Origin of the sequence: Thermosynechococcus sp. PP555 (assembly GCF_031583225.1) — a bacterium.
Classification (GTDB): Bacteria; Cyanobacteriota; Cyanobacteriia; order Thermosynechococcales; family Thermosynechococcaceae; genus Thermosynechococcus.
Genome location: NZ_CP134168.1, coordinates 1,862,839 through 1,878,125, shown reverse-complemented (window position 1 = coordinate 1,878,125; position 15,287 = coordinate 1,862,839). Strand labels below are relative to the sequence as shown.

Here is a 15,287-nt window from a genome sequence, read left to right as displayed (position 1 = left end):
CGTGCTGCCTCAGCCGTCAACCATCGCCACGGATGATTGCTTTGCCACCTGTGCCTGACGGCGCTGTTCTGCCCGTTGGTGGTAGTAGCCCAGTCCAAACAAGCCCTGCTGCTGTAGATTCAGTGTTTTCGGAAACGTAGGTAACTGAGCAATCACCTCCTCTAGGGTCTCTTCCAAGCGTTTCGCCGCTCCTCCTTTCTCCTTCCGTAGCTTTGAGAGGTGAGCACGTGCCCCCCGCAACAGGGGTGGAAACGCCACCGCAGGTGTATTTGAGGCGGCACCATAGTAGCGATCCACCAATGTGGCATTCAATGACCCTAGGGCTGCCCGTTGAATTTCCTCTAAAAGAGCCAGCAAGCGACCACAGGTATAGGCCGCCAAGTCAGCGCCTTCAAGGCTAGGATTGGGATTCAAGGCGTGCATATTTGTCATTAGGGATTGTCTCCGCTTGTCACGACAAAAGATTAACTTGAGGAGCACAGCGCGAGGGTAGGTCAGCTTACGCTCCGTACAGTTGCGGCGCACCAGCTTAGCCAGTAAATCCTCTGGTAGGCGATCGCCATAGAGGGCAGAACGAGTCAAAGCCGTCACCACCCTTGCCGGCATCTCCCGCCGCGCCGCCTCGCGATCGCGATAAAGGCTTTCAGCCAAAGTATAAAGACTGAAAAATCGTGGCTCGCCCCCCATTGGCGACACCAACCGCTGTGCCTCAAACCACGTCTTCAACTGCGCCTGTACATTGGGAATCGTTGTTTCCAGCCAATCGCAGACCACCGCACGGCTATTGTTGGCACGCAAAGCAAGAGCATAAAACAAGTTGGCGCGATCGGCATCAAAGCTAGTGGCTTGCTGACCGGTTTGAACCGACTTTAGCAGACTGGCAACCTCATCCGCTTGGGGCTGCGTCAGAAACATCATGACATCGAATGTCGTTTTTTCCCGCGTCCAAAAAAGGTAAGTCGTCTCCGCCACACACAGGTGGGATTGCTCATCCCGCAACAAGTGGTTCAGTGCCTTCGTAAACTTCTCCGCCGCCTCCGCAGACATGGGTGACGTTAGAGAGTATTCCAATCCATAAGACGTAAAGGCTTTTGCATTCGCAGAAACCATCGCTACTCCTGAAGTTTGCCCCCCGAGCAAACCCTTAATCATAAATGGCATTCGCTTTGCCACTACCGTCTTTTTCCCAGTCACCAAGCAGGTCATTGTGGGGTTATCGTCGCCATTCTCAGACTCTGACTGTTTCCCCGTGTACTGCTGCCAAAACTGCTCAATAGAGTAGAGGTTAGCCCTTGCATCCGCAGGTATAAGCTGCCCTCCTATCCGAAAAGTTACACCCTCCCCCGCATCGAAATCTTTATAGGCTTGCAGGGCTTGCCTAGCCTCCTCGACCGCGTTTGCTGATTCATAGAATTTTGAAATGGCTTGGACGCTTGGCTCCTGAGTGTTTTCTGCACAGGACTTCACTAAGGCCACAAACTGATGATAGCAGTCTTCAGCCCGCTCAAGCTCAGGCTTAGAGGTTGACCTTGGCCGACGAATCCCCAACACATATTCCGCTGTATCCGCTAAGAGTTTGGGCTTAACGGCACTTGTTCGTCCAACGTGGGGGGTGACAAACCGTTGTCCCCGTTTCGCCTCCTTACTTTTGAGGGGAGTAATGCCCCGAAAGTTGCCCGCATCATCTAGCTCAATAAGCCAAGCAATGGTATTTTCGCCGTACATTGAGGGGGGCAATTCAAGCCGCTCCTCGGCATAGGTTTTCAATACCGTGAGAATTGTCATTGGGACACCTTTAAGACACCATTAATCAATCGGGCATGGAAAAACTTTGGCTCTGCTTTCCCAGTAGTTAAATGGGCGCCATTGCCATCGTGGCGCCAGTAGCTGAGGGTCTTTACCTTGGTATCCTGCTCATAGACGACATCCAGCAACATCCACCCCAAATCATCACTGTGGGCAATCGGCTGATCCGCTGGCGTAGGTTCCTCAAAGAAGGCACTAAATTCACGAGTACCTAGGTAAGGCTGGTGGTGGCATTGCCCCTTCCTGACCCGACGGCGAAACTGCTCACAGTACTTGGCAATGTCAGCATTGACATGGGGACGTAGAACAATCTGAGCCTTGATCACATAGGCCACATCCCGCAGTGCTAGGGTATGGCGCTGGGCACGATCTTCATCAGCAAAATAGCGGTAGCTCTCTTGACGGGCGGCGCGATCGCTTTGCAGAGAGTTGACCTCATTGCGGGTAATTGAAAAATGACGAATCGGCTTCAGAACGTGGATTTCTTCCACTTGCCAAATAAACTCAGGTTTCCAAAAAATCGCCTCCAACACCCCCCGCGCGGCACTAGGTGTCATCACTGGATAGCTCACCCGCTCCACCTTAAAGGCAGGATTGGTGAAGCAAGCATAATCCCCCCAAACTTTAACACTGAGCATTGATTTGATTTTAATTGTCATCGCCAGCTTACTTTTGATTGGCTTAGGAAAGCCGATGATGCCGTTCCTCTAGTTTAACTCTGACTGACCTAAAAAATAAGATCGCTGGGATCTGCGACGATGGGGCTTGTTGCGATCGCAATCCCTTTGAGAGGGTCATAGTCACCCTGCCAAGCCCAGAGGCCAGCAGCAATCAGTTCCCGCAGGTGCTCAGTGTCATGAAATTCCTTGGTGCGTAGGTTGACAAGGTAAGGCTGCAATGCGCGGATTTCTTTTGCCCTTAAGCCGCGTTGCTGAATACGGCGAATTAACTGTTTTACTTGATTGTGTTCATCTTTATTTTTTGCTTGATCGGGCACAATGACAACTGGATACGTGTGATCCTCGATGAGACGAAAGCGTTGCGCAACTTCGGGAAAGTTGAATGCCTGACGATACTGCTGAATTTTTTCGGTATCAAGATCATGAACTTGGTAAAGCTGCTGGAAATACCTCTGAAAAACTGTAGGGTCATTTAGGTCAACCATGGCTTGCCTGAGTAAAGTGCGAGTAGTTTCAACAGCGGTGCAATACTCCCCTTGAGGCGTGCGACCCTCTTGGGGGTCAAAAATCACGACCCGTCCCAAGGATGAACGTTGCCCTTCACGGTTACAGCGACCTGCCGCCTGCACAATGCGATCCAGTGGCCCCATGGCGCGATAAACGACCGGAAAATCTAAATCTACACCCGCTTCGACCACTTGAGTAGAAATAAGCCAGCAGGGTTGATTGTTTCGCAGGCGATCGCGCACCTCCTGTAGGACAGCTTGCCGATGGGCACCGTAGAGCAATGTTGAAAGATGAAACTGGCGATCGCGCTCCTCCTCACCCAAGGCATCCAGAATAGCAAGCGCATCTTTGCGGGTATTCACCACGACGAGGGCTTGATGTTGCTGCTTCAAATCCGCCACAAGGTCTTGCCATGACCACAGGATTGGCAGCTGCTCATAATTGACCCGCTTCAGGGTGCAGAATTGTTGTTGAGCTTCTTCAGGCGGAATGATATCCCTGACATTGTCAAATCCCTCTAGGTAGGGCGTTGTTCCAGCTAAGGCGGGCTGCGTTGCCGTACAGAGCACAACCGTGACTCGATACCGCGCTACTAGTGTCTTCAGAACACTCAGAATAGGAGCTAACAGTTTCAGCGGCAGGGTCTGTACCTCATCTAAAATAATTACACTGTTGACAATGTTGTGAAGTTTGCGGCAACGGCTGGGGCGATTGGCAAATAGGCTTTCAAATAGTTGCACCGTCGTGGTGACAATCAGCGGTGCATCCCAGTTTTGAGCTGCTAGGCGGGCACAGGCTTGGAGCGATCGCGCATCATCTTCATTCTGAAAATCTGTTTGTACTGCGCTGTGGTGCTCCAGAACAGTGTCTTCACCCAGAATCTCCCGATAGACGGCGACTGTTTGCTCAATAATGCTGGTGTAGGGCACCGCAACAATGACGCGATCTAACCCATGTGTTAAAGCATGCTGAAGGGCAAAGGCTAGACTGCTGCGGGTTTTACCACCGCCAGTGGGGACTGCCAAGCGAAAGACTCCCTGCGGCTCCTTGGCTGTGGTCAAGCAATGGTGATAAACATCCTTACGAACCGTATTAACAGGCGTGTTTAGGCTATTGGCCATCAATTGAGTCTGATTCGCTGCAAACGCTGACCATAGCTGTTGTAGGCAGGGGTACTGCCCCCGTTGGGCTGCGGCGGTTGGATCAAAATGGGATTCCGTATCAAGGTAGTCCGCATCCACTAAGCAGGAAAACAGCAAGCGCAGGAACAGTTCAGTATTTAATTTACAAGTTGCAATGTCTAGCTCAGGGCTAGCAATGGAAGTTAACTCTTTTTGAAAATCTGCTGACGGGTCTAAATCAATCCCATCCGCCTTGGCTAGGCCTTTAATATGCTCGTAGGTTACCCGATCAACCTCCGCCAACCGATTCTGCAAATCTGCCATATTAGGCAGGCCGCTGTGGTGGCCATAGATCATTGGTGCAAGAGGCTGACACTTCTGAAAAGCGAGGAGCGCACCATACTTAGCGTGAGGGACTTTCTCTTTAACAGCTTGATTTTGGGCACAGGCTTGGAGATAAGCCTGAAAATCAGGGTTGTATTTGCCTAAGTCGTGCCAAAGGCCACCATAGTTGCCCAGTTGAGGTGTACCTAACTTTCCAGCCAGCTTCGACGCTCTACCAGCCACTTTAGAAAGATGCGCTGACAGGGAATGCCATTGACCATCTTGGTTTGGAGTATGAGCATAGTAATTTGACATCATTTCACATAATTCTTTCTCAGCTTATATACTTCACATTGAGATTGAGAGAAAGAATTTTGACCCAACCTTGACAATACTGCGCAACATCGTGGCGGGATGACAAGCTATCTTCACTTTAGATTTTAGCGAAGTCCCTGAGTTGGGAACAGGACGGGAATATTGGGATTGACCCATACTTGACAGTTGAGTTCGGTACTGGGTGGGAAAATAGGAAGTTTTTTCGATTTTTGATTATTTGATTAAATGTTCTGCCAAAGGCGGGTTCGCGAGCTGCCCTGCAACTGCTCATGGGTTTCGCGCAATAGCCGAGGAATCTCCAAGCCACTGGGACAGCGGGGCAAACAATCGCCACATTCAGTACAGCGGTTGGCGGGTTGACCGGGAAACCAATGCCCGGCACGACCAAACATCCCATAGCGATACTTGCCAAATTCTGTCATGTCGTAGGCGACGGCTAAGTTGTGAAGCCGCAGCACTTCGGGGATGTGAATTTCCTCAGGGCAGGGCAAACAAGCATAACATTGTTGACACAAATCGGTGCCCAAGGTTTCCTGCATCACTGCTTGCAGGCGATCGCCCACCGCTTGCTCTTCAGCGCTCAGGGGTGCCACCTGATCAGCCACGGCCAAGGGAAAGGCCAACTCGGCAACGGTGGCCGGTCCAATACTCAAGGTGGTGATGGCCGGCTGACTCAGCAACCAGCGATAGCTCCAATGGAGAGGGTGAAAGGGCGCACAGAGGTCTTGGAGCCGTTGGGAAGGCCGGTAGAGTTGTCCTCCTTTATCGGCTGGCGAAATGATAAAAATCCCCATATCCCGCTCGGCGGCAGCGGCGATCGCTGGGGCATTGCGTTGCTGAAAGTAGGTGTAATGCAGATTCACAAAGTCAAATTGGTTGCTAGCGATCGCCCGCAAAATCACAGACAACGATCCATGACTGGAAAAGCCTAAAGCACCAATCACACCCTCTGCTTGCAACTGCCGCAGCATTGCCATCCCCTCAGTGCTCAGCCATGCGAGATGCTCAGGGGTGTTGAGGCCATGGAGGGCGACACCATCTAACCGTGAGACTTGAAGACGCTCAAGGGATTGAGCAATTTGCCGCTGGACGTGATCCGCATCCCCTTGGGGCAAGAGTTTAGTGGTGATAAAAACGGGGGGCTGACCCAGTGCCTTGAGGGCACGACCAATATAGGCTTCACTGGCACCGTAGGCGGCGGCGGTTTCAATGTGGTTCATGCCGTGGGCGATCGCCCCCTCAATGACCGCCTGCATCACCTCTGGACTGCCCAAGGCACGCATCGTTCCAAGGGAAAAAACCGAGAGGTTCAGCCCCGTGCGACCAAAGCGGCGGTAGCGCATTCTAGCCTGCGGAGGAATCCTCTTCCATTCCCCGGCCCTGCTGAATAAAATCTTCAGGGCGAATCGAATCTAAAAAGCGGCGAAAGGCTTGGCGTTCTTCCTCGTCAGCATCGCGATCGACGGGAATCGAGGCATCGGCAACAACCGCTTCCATCACCCAAATCGGGCAATCACAGCGCAGGGCAAGGGCAATGGCATCGCTGGGACGAGCATCAATCTCTTTACGAGTTTCTCCTTGGCGCAGGGTGAGCACTGCATAGTAGGTGTTGTCTTCCAAGGAATGGATCACCACCCGTTCTAGGGTCATATTCCATTCATTGAGAATGTTGACCATCAGATCATGGGTCATCGGTCGCGGTGCTCGTTGATTTTCCAAGGCCATTAAAATTGCCCGCGCCTCATTATCACCAATCCAGATGGGCAGTGCTCGCCGTCCAGCACCGTCTTTGAGTAAGACAATTGGGGTGCGACGGTTAGTGGCATCGAGGGCAATCCCAGCAACGGTCATTTCAATCATGGCCACCTCAGCGAGCGCAATGGCGGTGCATTCCCTTCTATTATTAACATACAGTCCTTCCCACCAAGATGGCACACCCCTACCACTGTAAGACTCCCTATGGGGGAAGTAACGGAGGGGCGACGCGCAGGCATTCCTTGGGACTCCATGCTTTAGAAAAAGACTGGCGAACGACGGAATCATGGGCAGTGGCAACTAGACACTTTTTTGACGCTCGCTTCTCGGTACACTAAAGTTATTATTTATTATTTTTGGTATTTAGACGGCTATGATTGCTTCCCCGATCCCGATCTGCATTACGTTGGGTACGCGCCCGGAGGCAATCAAATTGGCACCGGTCATTCAAGCCTTCCAGCGATCGCCCCTGTTTGAACCCTACGTTGTCCTCACGGGACAGCACCGCGAAATGGTGGATCAAGTGATGGCACTGTTTGACCTGCGGGCAGATCGGGACTTGGCCATTATGCAGCCCAAGCAAACCCTGACCGAAATCACCTGTCGTGCTCTCCAAGGCCTTGAGCAACTCTATCAAGAACTCCTGCCCCGTCTTGTTTTGGTTCAGGGGGATACAACAACCGCCTTTGCCGCTACCCTTGCCGCCTTTTATCAGCAGATTCCTGTCGGCCATGTGGAAGCGGGCTTGCGCACCGACGATCTCTACAACCCCTATCCAGAAGAAGCCAACCGCCGCCTTATTTCCCAATTAGCGCAGTTGCATTTTGCCCCTACGGAGCAAGCCGTCAAGAATCTTCAGGCGGCCGGGGTCACGGGTAGTATTCACTTGACGGGCAATACCGTGATTGATGCCCTGCTGCAAGTGGCCGATCGCCAGCCAGTGTGCCATGTCCCCGGCCTTGACTGGCAACAGTATCGCGTGATCCTCGCCACCGTTCACCGACGGGAAAACTGGGGTGCCCCCCTAGAAGACATTGCCAATGGCTTCCTGAAAATCTTAAACACGATTCCCGATACCGCTTTGCTCTTGCCCCTGCACCGCAATCCCACTGTGCGTGAACCCCTCAAAGCCTATTTGGGGCATCATCCCCGCGTTTTTCTGACGGAGCCACTGGACTATCCTGCTCTTGTGGCAGCGATTAAGGGAGCAACGCTCCTGCTGACGGATTCCGGTGGTCTCCAAGAGGAAGCCCCTAGCCTTGGTAAACCGGTACTGGTGTTACGGGAAACCACTGAGCGGCCGGAAGCGGTCACCGCTGGCACTGCTAAACTGGTGGGCACGTTTGCGGATACGATTGCCGCGGCAGCCATTGAACTGCTCACGGATCCAGTGGCCTACAACCGCATGGCGACGGCGATTAATCCCTTTGGCGATGGTCATGCGAGCGATCGCATCCTTGAGATTGTGACCCAGTTTTTTGCCCAGCAGACACAGTAAGGAGCCACGGCCATCTGAGGATAGCAATGACAATGTTCTGGGCAGGAATTTTGGTCACCAGTTGGCTGGGCTTGGTGCTGTTAACCGCAGAACTGATTCACGCTTGGCTTCCCAATGCCAAGGAATGGTCACGGAAAGTGGTTCACATTGGTGCCGGTCAAGTGATTCTCATTGCCTATGCCTTGGGGGTACCCACGAGTTGGGGAATTGTGGCCGCAGCGATCGCTGGCGTCGTCACACTGCTTTCTTACCGCATACCGATTTTTCCCAGTATTAGTGGCGTGGGGCGTCAAAGCTGGGGCACCTTTTTTTATGCGGTGAGTATTGGCACATTAATGGCGCTCTTTTGGAACACGCTGCCGGAACTGGCGGTTCTGGGAATTTTAGTGATGGCTTGGGGAGATGGCTTGGCTGCCCTTGTGGGGATTAACTGGGGACGCCATCCCCTGCCGCGAACCAGTAAAAGCTGGGAAGGAACCCTGACCATGTTCTGTGTGAGTACCGTGGTGGCGGCTCTATCCCTCACCCCCATTGCGACCTTAGAGTTGCTCTGGATTGCCCCCTTAGTAGGTCTGGGTGCGACCCTTTTGGAACTGATTGCTTGGCGAGGGGTTGATAATCTCACAGTTCCGATCGGTAGCGCTTTGCTTGCCTATGGGTTACTCAATTTGAGTTGATGTTAGGCAGGGTCTTCTCAATAAACTGGCGGGCGATCGCGATCGCGTCTCCATTAATTTCATGAGCCATGGGTAGGGCATGAAACGCTCCCTTCACGCCTGCCGCTTGCAGGGCTTGCCAACTGGCTTGGGCACTGGCAAAGGGCACGACAGGATCGGCTGTGCCATGGATCATCAGCACGGGCGGTGAGGTAGAGCTTACCCCTGGCGGGCGCACCAAATAGCCACTAAAGACCAACAACCCTGCCAAGGGCAACGTTAACCCCACAGCCAATGTCAGTGCTCCCCCTTGGGAAAACCCCCCTAACATTGTGCGGCTCAGATCAATGGGCAAGCTGGCAATCCACTGCCGCAGTGCCGCTTCACTGGTGGCTAGATCCATTGCCCGCTCATCGAGCAGTAATGAGCCACCGAGGGCATCGTGCTGATTCAGGTCGTACCACATCCGCCCTTGGGGGACGTAAGGATGGGGAAAGGGGGCTTCCGCTGCATAGGTTTGGGCTTGGGGAGCCAGCAACGATCCAAGGGAAATCAGATCTGCGGCATTGGCACCCCAGCCGTGGAGCAATAGAAGGCTGTGATCTGCCGCGATCGGCGGATCGGGAAAGGTGAGAAATTGGAGGGTTGTCATGCTAGACGGGGTTGAGTTCCTTGGCCGGCGCCACACTAGGATAGGTGAGGCTCGATTCAATCATTTCCCGACCCTCGGTGGACACATAGTCAAAGAAGGCCTGAGCCACAACCGACAGTTGTTTGCCCGCAGGATAGACCAAATGCCAGTGCCGCTGAATCGGGAAATGTTCGACATCGAGAATCGTCAACTGGCTGGACTCGCGATCAAGGGCTAAGCAGTGGTGAGACAGGACAGAAATCCCTAGGCCGCCAGCGATCGCCTGCTTAATGGACTCGTTACTTCCCAGCTCAAGGCGGATATTGATCGGCACACCGTGCTCTGCAAAGAGCTTCTCCACCGCTTGGCGGGTGCCCGATCCCTGCTCCCGCATAATAAAGGGTTCTCCCGCCAGTTCTTGGATCGGGATTTTACTGCGACCACTGAGGCGATGGTGACTGGGGGCAACCACCACTAAGGGATTATCCAAAAAGCGGTGGCACTCCACATCCAGATTCTCCGGTGGGCAACTGGGAATATAGAGATCGTCCATATTGCCTCGAATGCGCTCTACCACCTGTTCATGGTTGGTGACCGTCAGGGCAACATCAATCCCCGGATAGCGCTGGCAAAATGGCCCCAGCAGCCGCGGAATCACATATTTGGCCGTGGTAATGACACACAGCCGCAAGTGTCCCTGCTTGAGACCCTTGAGATTAGCAACGGCCATTTCAAAGCGCTCAAGGCGCTCAAAGATGTCTTGGCAGGTGGCCAGCAGTTCCTTGCCGGCTTCTGTCAGATAGAGCCGCTTGCCCACTTGCTCAAAGAGGGGCATACCAACGGCACGGGTCAACTGCTTCATTTGAATCGAAACGGTGGGCTGCGTCAGAAAGAGTTCCTCGGCAGCGCGGGTAAAACTTCCGTGGCGAGCAGTGACCTCAAAAACCTTAAGCTGATGTAGGGTTGCTTGTTTCAAACCCATTCTCCTTTCGTCAGCGATAGAGCTACATAGATGAAATTCTATCAAATTTCACGCCACGATAACGAAATGTGAGGAATCTCAAGGCAAGAATGATGATCAAAGGGCACTCAAATCAGGTAATGAGCGATCGCCTGCGAGGGGGAAAACACCTCTGGAACGAATGGCGGCAAGCTTATCCTCAGCTTACTGTAGATTTGAGGGAAATGAATCTTACGGGCATGGATCTGCGGGGCTATGACCTGCGGGGCTGCAATCTCAGCCGTTCCTGTCTGCGAGAGGTGAACCTTGCCCATGGGGATCTGCGCTTTGCTAACCTCTATGAGGCGGATCTGACAGCGGCGAACCTCGATGATGCCGATTGCCGAGGGGCGTTGTTCTTAAAAGTGGTGGGCGATCGCGCCACTGCCCAGCGGGCAAATTTTCAACTGGCCAACTTGCAGTACGCTCGGTTGACCTATGCCGATTTCTCTTGGGTCACTCTTGAACAGGCGGATTGTCGCCACAGCAATTGGTGTCAAGCAGATCTCAGCCATGCCCGTGCTGCTTCTAGTGATTTTTCCTTTGCGCTGCTGATGGGGGCTAGCCTCAATGAAGCCACGCTGCGGTTTGCTCATTTGGTACAGGCGTCCTTGGAGGGGGTTCAAGCCTATCGCTGTAACTTCTATGCGGCCAATTTAGCCTATGCAGGACTGACGCGCGGCTATTTTTCCCATGCCCTTTTTGTGCGCGCCAACCTTAGTCATGCCATCTGTCGCTGGGCCAATTTTCGCCATGCCAATCTCCAGCAAAGCCAGTGCGAGCAAACGGATTTTCACTACAGCCTGTATGTTCGCTAGTAGTTCATCTTAAGCTTCTGACTGGAGCAGCGCCACGGCATAGGCGGCAATGCCCTCTTCACGCCCCACTGGCCCCAGTTTTTCATTGGTGGTGGCTTTGATACTAATCTGGTCGCGATCAATCCCTAGGGTGGTTGCAAGGCGATCGCGCATCTGGTCGAGGTAGGGTTTCAGCTTCGGACGCTCTGCCACCACTACGGCATCAATGTTGCCCACTTGCCAACCCCGTTCTGCAATCAGTGCCGCTACTTTCGCCAGCAAGACTTGGCTATCTGCCCCTGCCCATTTGGGATCACTGGGGGGAAAGTAATGGCCAATATCGCCAAGGCTGAGGGCACCCAAGAGGGCGTCCATAATTGCGTGGGTGAGGACATCGGCATCACTGTGTCCCAAGAGTCCCAAGGTGTGTTCTAGTTTGATACCGCCTAAAATCAGAGGCCGCTCGGGCACCAATTGATGGATGTCGTAGCCATTACCAATGCGAATTTTCATACTTGCTGCGCAGGACAATGAAGGGGCGATCGCCAATGCCACCGCCCTCTATTGTTGCAGAGTCTTCTACCTTGGCCAACCTAGATATTCACTTCACTCAGTTGCCGACACATGTAGTCAAAGGGTTGTTCGACAATACTCGTGTCCTCGATGCCCGCCGCTGCCACGCGATCGCGCACAATCTCCTTCATGATTTGAATGCCGCGCACCGTTGGTCCAATGGGTACCCCTAGGGAGTTGTAGGTTTCCCGCAGACCTTCGAGGACGCGCTCATTGAGGACATCCACATCCCCGGCCACAATGGCGTAGGTGGCATAGCGCAGGTAGTAGTCCATATCCCGCAGGCAGGTGGCATAGCGGCGTGTGGTGTAGGCATTGCCGCCGGGTTGAATCAGTTCCGGCTGCTCTGTGAAGAGGGCAGAACCCGCTTCCTTCACAATGGCTGCGGCATCGCCATTGATCACTGCTGCCGCTTTAACCCGTACCGCACCGGAATTAAAGTAGGAGCGCAAACTGTCAACAGCATCGCGATCGAGGTAGCGACCGGTGGAGTCATAGTTTTTAATCAGTGTGGTGACGGCATCACGCATAGGTTTTTCTTACTCCTAGAACTGGTAAAACTAGCGTCAACCCGAACGCCAGCCGAAATTGCGCGGATCTAAAATCGTACTTAGCTTATCACGGTAGGGTTTCTCCCCCTTCGCTCCCGTTTACGGACTGTTGCGAACTATTACAAAAGTTCATAATTCTAGGGGTGCCCCACGAGGCGATCGCGCAAACGCTTAATTTGATCGCGGTAGCGGGCAGCCTCCTCAAAGGCCAATTCTTGGGCAGCCGCCTTCATTTTCGCCTCAAGGTCTTGGATCAGTTGGGGGATATCCTCTAGGCTCAGTTCCTGTAAGGCTTGGGAAGATAAGACAGGCACCGACTCGGCATTGAGGCGGCGAGACACATCCAAAAAGGCCAAGATGGCATTGCTGGTTTTCTTGACAATGGGTTGAGGGGTGATGCCGTGGGCTTGGTTGTAGGCCAGTTGAATGGCGCGGCGGCGCTCTGTTTCTTGGATGGCTTTTTGCATACTGTCGGTGAGGGTGTCGGCATAGAGAATCGCCTGTCCACGGACGTGCCGGGCAGCACGGCCAATGGTTTGAATCAGCGATCGCTCCGCCCGCAGGAAGCCCTCTTTATCTGCATCAAGGATGGCCACCAAGGACACTTCGGGTAAATCCAGTCCCTCCCGCAACAGGTTGACACCAATCAACACATCAAAGTCCCCTTGGCGCAGGGCTTCAAGAATCTCAATGCGCTCAATGGCATTGATTTCTGAGTGCAAATAGCGCACTCGTACCCCCCGTTCTTGGAAGTATTCCGTGAGATCCTCGGCCATGCGTTTCGTGAGAGTAGTCACCAGTACCCGCTCTTGGCGATCGCACCGCAGGCGAATCTCCCCATAGAGATTATCCACCTGTCCTTGGGTGGGACGGACAAAAATTTCTGGATCCACGACCCCCGTCGGCCGAATAATTTGCTCGACAACTTGCCCTTCAGACACCGCCAATTCCCAATCGCCGGGGGTTGCCGAGACAAAAATACATTGCTTCACCTTTTGCCAAAATTCCTCCGCCTTCAGGGGGCGATTATCCGCCGCACTGGGCAGCCGAAAGCCGTGATCAATCAGCACTTTTTTGCGGGCTTGGTCACCATTAAACATCCCGCGAATTTGCGGCACTGTTACATGGGACTCATCCACCACCAACAGCCAGTCGTCAGGAAAATAATCAATCAAACACTCCGGCGGTTCCCCCGCTGCCCGGCCGGCGAGATGGCGTGAGTAGTTTTCCACACCGTTGCAATAGCCCACCTGTCGCAGCATTTCCAAGTCATAGCGGGTACGTTGACTCAGGCGCTGTGCTTCAAGGAGTTTATTTTGGGCTTCCAAGTAAGCCACTTGGGCTTGCAGTTCCGCTTCAATGGCAGCACAAGCCGCTTCCAGGCGTTCGGCAGGGGTGACAAAGTGCTTCGCGGGATAGATATTCAGGCGTTCGACACTCTGCAATGTTTCCCCCGTCAGGGGATCGACATAGCGAATCGCTTCAATGTCATCCCCAAAAAACTCAACCCGAATGATGCGATCCTCATAGGCTGGGCCGATTTCTAAAACATCTCCCTTGACACGGAAGCGCCCCCGCCCCAGTTCCACATCGTTGCGCGTGTATTGAATGGTGGCCAGTTGCCGCAGCAGTTGTCGCAGATCCGTTTCACTGCCCACCTCCAAGGAAATCGCCGCTTTGAGGTACTCTGCTGGAATACCCAAGCCGTAGATGCAGCTAATGGAGGCAACGACAATTACATCCCGCCGTTCAAAGAGGGAGCGGGTGGCCGAGTGTCGCAACATATCAATTTCTTCATTGATAGAGGCACTTTTTTCGATGTAGGTATCGGTAACGGGAATGTAGGCCTCAGGCTGATAGTAGTCGTAGTAGGAGATAAAGTACTCGACGGCATTTTCTGGAAAGAATGAGCGCAGTTCATTGCACAGTTGCGCCGCAAGGGTTTTGTTGTGGGCCAGCACAAGGGTCGGGCGGCCAAGGGCCTCGATCACGCGGGCGATCGTGTGGGTTTTGCCGGTGCCCGTTGCCCCCAGCAATGTTTGGAAGCGATATCCCGCCTGTACCCCTGCAACCAGTTTTTGAATGGCTTGGGGTTGATCTCCCGTCGGTTCAAAGGGAGCGTGAATACGAAAGGGAGTGCTGGTCATTGCCCAATTTCTAACGAATTCTTACCTAGCTTTTAGGGTAGTCGAGCAACGGAGGAGCGAGCCACCCAAAATCTTGTTCAGAAGGATTGAAGGCGCTTGAAACGGTCAAAACCACGTCCTCGCCTATTTGAGAAAGCAGCCCTAAGATTTGGTATTCTAAATAACAGTTTCTCGTGTATTGTAACAGTTAATTGCGCCAAATCTAAAGAATTGGTAAAAGCTTTCGCTCCCCCAAAATATCGGCAGTATCGTAGGGAAGCAAGATACCTCCTAACTGCGTCTTTGGCCCTACCCGCTTGGCGTAGGGTCTCTTTTTGCGGGAATTTCGCTAAAATCTGTGAATTCCCTACCGTGACGGCTATGGCTGGTGAAGTCGTTGAAATTCTCAGTGCCGATGATCTACGGCGCACTGTCACGCGCTTAGCCTCCCAAGTGGTGGAGAAGGCTCGCGATGCCCTCGACAAATTAGTGTTGTTGGGGATTCATACCCGTGGGGTTCCCCTTGCCAAGCTGTTGGGGCAACAAGTTGAACAACTGGAAGGAGTGAACCTCCCCATTGGTGAGTTGGATATTACATTTTATCGCGATGACTTGGATCGCATTGGCCCGCGCACACCGCGTCAGACCCTGATTCCCGTGGATCTCTCTGGGCGGATTGTGGTCTTGGTGGATGATGTGATTTTTAGTGGCCGCACGATTCGCTCTGCCCTCAATGCCGTCCATGATTACGGTCGCCCCGGTGCCATTTGGTTATTGGTACTCATCGATCGCGGGCACCGCGAATTGCCGATTCACCCCGACTTTACGGGTAAAGTACTGCCCACGGCTCGCGATGAAGTGGTCAAGGTACTCTTGCAGGGGATTGATCAGCGGGATGGGGTAGAGCTATGGAAACCCTCTTAATC

Annotated in this window: 14 protein-coding genes; 4 read left to right on the top strand and 10 right to left on the bottom strand. The window is 53.2% G+C overall.

What is annotated here, in order from left to right:
• Nucleotides 1-9 precede the first annotated feature (9 nt).
• The 5 genes from cas8c to RHH27_RS09215 form a co-directional block, all read right to left on the bottom strand.
• Nucleotides 10-1,785, bottom strand: a complete 1,776-nt coding sequence (gene cas8c, locus RHH27_RS09235; protein WP_302678119.1) for a type I-C CRISPR-associated protein Cas8c/Csd1 — start codon at nucleotides 1,783-1,785, stop codon at nucleotides 10-12.
• Entirely contained in the window at nucleotides 1,782-2,444 is a 663-nt protein-coding gene (gene cas5c / locus RHH27_RS09230; protein ID WP_302678118.1) for a type I-C CRISPR-associated protein Cas5c, read from the bottom strand. Before cas5c ends, cas8c begins: the two co-directional genes overlap by 4 nt.
• 89 nt (nucleotides 2,445-2,533) lie before the next feature.
• Nucleotides 2,534-4,681: a CRISPR-associated helicase Cas3' gene (gene cas3, locus RHH27_RS09225; protein ID WP_302678117.1), complete on the bottom strand. Its 2,148-nt coding sequence runs from the start codon at nucleotides 4,679-4,681 to the stop codon at nucleotides 2,534-2,536.
• Between the two features lie 314 nt (nucleotides 4,682-4,995).
• Nucleotides 4,996-6,117: an aldo/keto reductase gene (locus RHH27_RS09220; protein ID WP_302678116.1), complete on the bottom strand. Its 1,122-nt coding sequence runs from the start codon at nucleotides 6,115-6,117 to the stop codon at nucleotides 4,996-4,998.
• Between the two features lies 1 nt (nucleotide 6,118).
• On the bottom strand, nucleotides 6,119-6,634 hold the full coding sequence (locus tag RHH27_RS09215; RefSeq protein WP_206201676.1) for a bifunctional nuclease family protein: 516 nt from the start codon (nucleotides 6,632-6,634) through the stop codon (nucleotides 6,119-6,121).
• A gap of 268 nt (nucleotides 6,635-6,902) precedes the next feature.
• Here RHH27_RS09215 and wecB point away from each other — a divergent pair, with 268 nt between their 5' ends.
• Entirely contained in the window at nucleotides 6,903-8,027 is a 1,125-nt protein-coding gene (gene wecB / locus RHH27_RS09210; RefSeq protein WP_302678115.1) for a non-hydrolyzing UDP-N-acetylglucosamine 2-epimerase, read from the top strand.
• Nucleotides 8,028-8,053: 26 nt separating this feature from the next.
• Nucleotides 8,054-8,704: a diacylglycerol/polyprenol kinase family protein gene (locus RHH27_RS09205; RefSeq protein ID WP_302676061.1), complete on the top strand. Its 651-nt coding sequence runs from the start codon at nucleotides 8,054-8,056 to the stop codon at nucleotides 8,702-8,704.
• On the opposite strand, the gene RHH27_RS09200 is transcribed toward RHH27_RS09205, so the two are convergent.
• Nucleotides 8,691-9,335, bottom strand: coding sequence for an alpha/beta hydrolase (locus RHH27_RS09200; RefSeq protein WP_302676062.1), 645 nt, complete (start codon nucleotides 9,333-9,335; stop codon nucleotides 8,691-8,693). The genes RHH27_RS09205 and RHH27_RS09200 overlap by 14 nt on opposite strands.
• A 1-nt stretch (nucleotide 9,336) precedes the next feature.
• Nucleotides 9,337-10,290, bottom strand: a complete 954-nt coding sequence (locus RHH27_RS09195; protein ID WP_315862887.1) for a LysR substrate-binding domain-containing protein — start codon at nucleotides 10,288-10,290, stop codon at nucleotides 9,337-9,339.
• A 95-nt stretch (nucleotides 10,291-10,385) separates the two neighbouring features.
• On the opposite strand from RHH27_RS09195, the gene RHH27_RS09190 reads away from it, so the two are divergent.
• Nucleotides 10,386-11,132: a pentapeptide repeat-containing protein gene (locus RHH27_RS09190; protein WP_302678114.1), complete on the top strand. Its 747-nt coding sequence runs from the start codon at nucleotides 10,386-10,388 to the stop codon at nucleotides 11,130-11,132.
• Between the two features lie 9 nt (nucleotides 11,133-11,141).
• Here RHH27_RS09190 and ispF read toward each other — a convergent pair whose 3' ends face one another.
• From ispF to uvrB, 3 genes are all read right to left on the bottom strand, one after another.
• Entirely contained in the window at nucleotides 11,142-11,624 is a 483-nt protein-coding gene (gene ispF / locus RHH27_RS09185) for a 2-C-methyl-D-erythritol 2,4-cyclodiphosphate synthase (protein ID WP_302678113.1), read from the bottom strand.
• A gap of 80 nt (nucleotides 11,625-11,704) precedes the next feature.
• On the bottom strand, nucleotides 11,705-12,214 hold the full coding sequence (apcB, locus tag RHH27_RS09180; protein ID WP_149818761.1) for an allophycocyanin subunit beta: 510 nt from the start codon (nucleotides 12,212-12,214) through the stop codon (nucleotides 11,705-11,707).
• Nucleotides 12,215-12,372: 158 nt separating this feature from the next.
• Nucleotides 12,373-14,382: an excinuclease ABC subunit UvrB gene (gene uvrB, locus RHH27_RS09175; protein ID WP_302678112.1), complete on the bottom strand. Its 2,010-nt coding sequence runs from the start codon at nucleotides 14,380-14,382 to the stop codon at nucleotides 12,373-12,375.
• A 360-nt stretch (nucleotides 14,383-14,742) separates the two neighbouring features.
• On the opposite strand from uvrB, the gene pyrR reads away from it, so the two are divergent.
• On the top strand, nucleotides 14,743-15,285 hold the full coding sequence (gene pyrR / locus RHH27_RS09170; RefSeq protein ID WP_206199893.1) for a bifunctional pyr operon transcriptional regulator/uracil phosphoribosyltransferase PyrR: 543 nt from the start codon (nucleotides 14,743-14,745) through the stop codon (nucleotides 15,283-15,285).
• Nucleotides 15,286-15,287 lie beyond the last annotated feature (2 nt).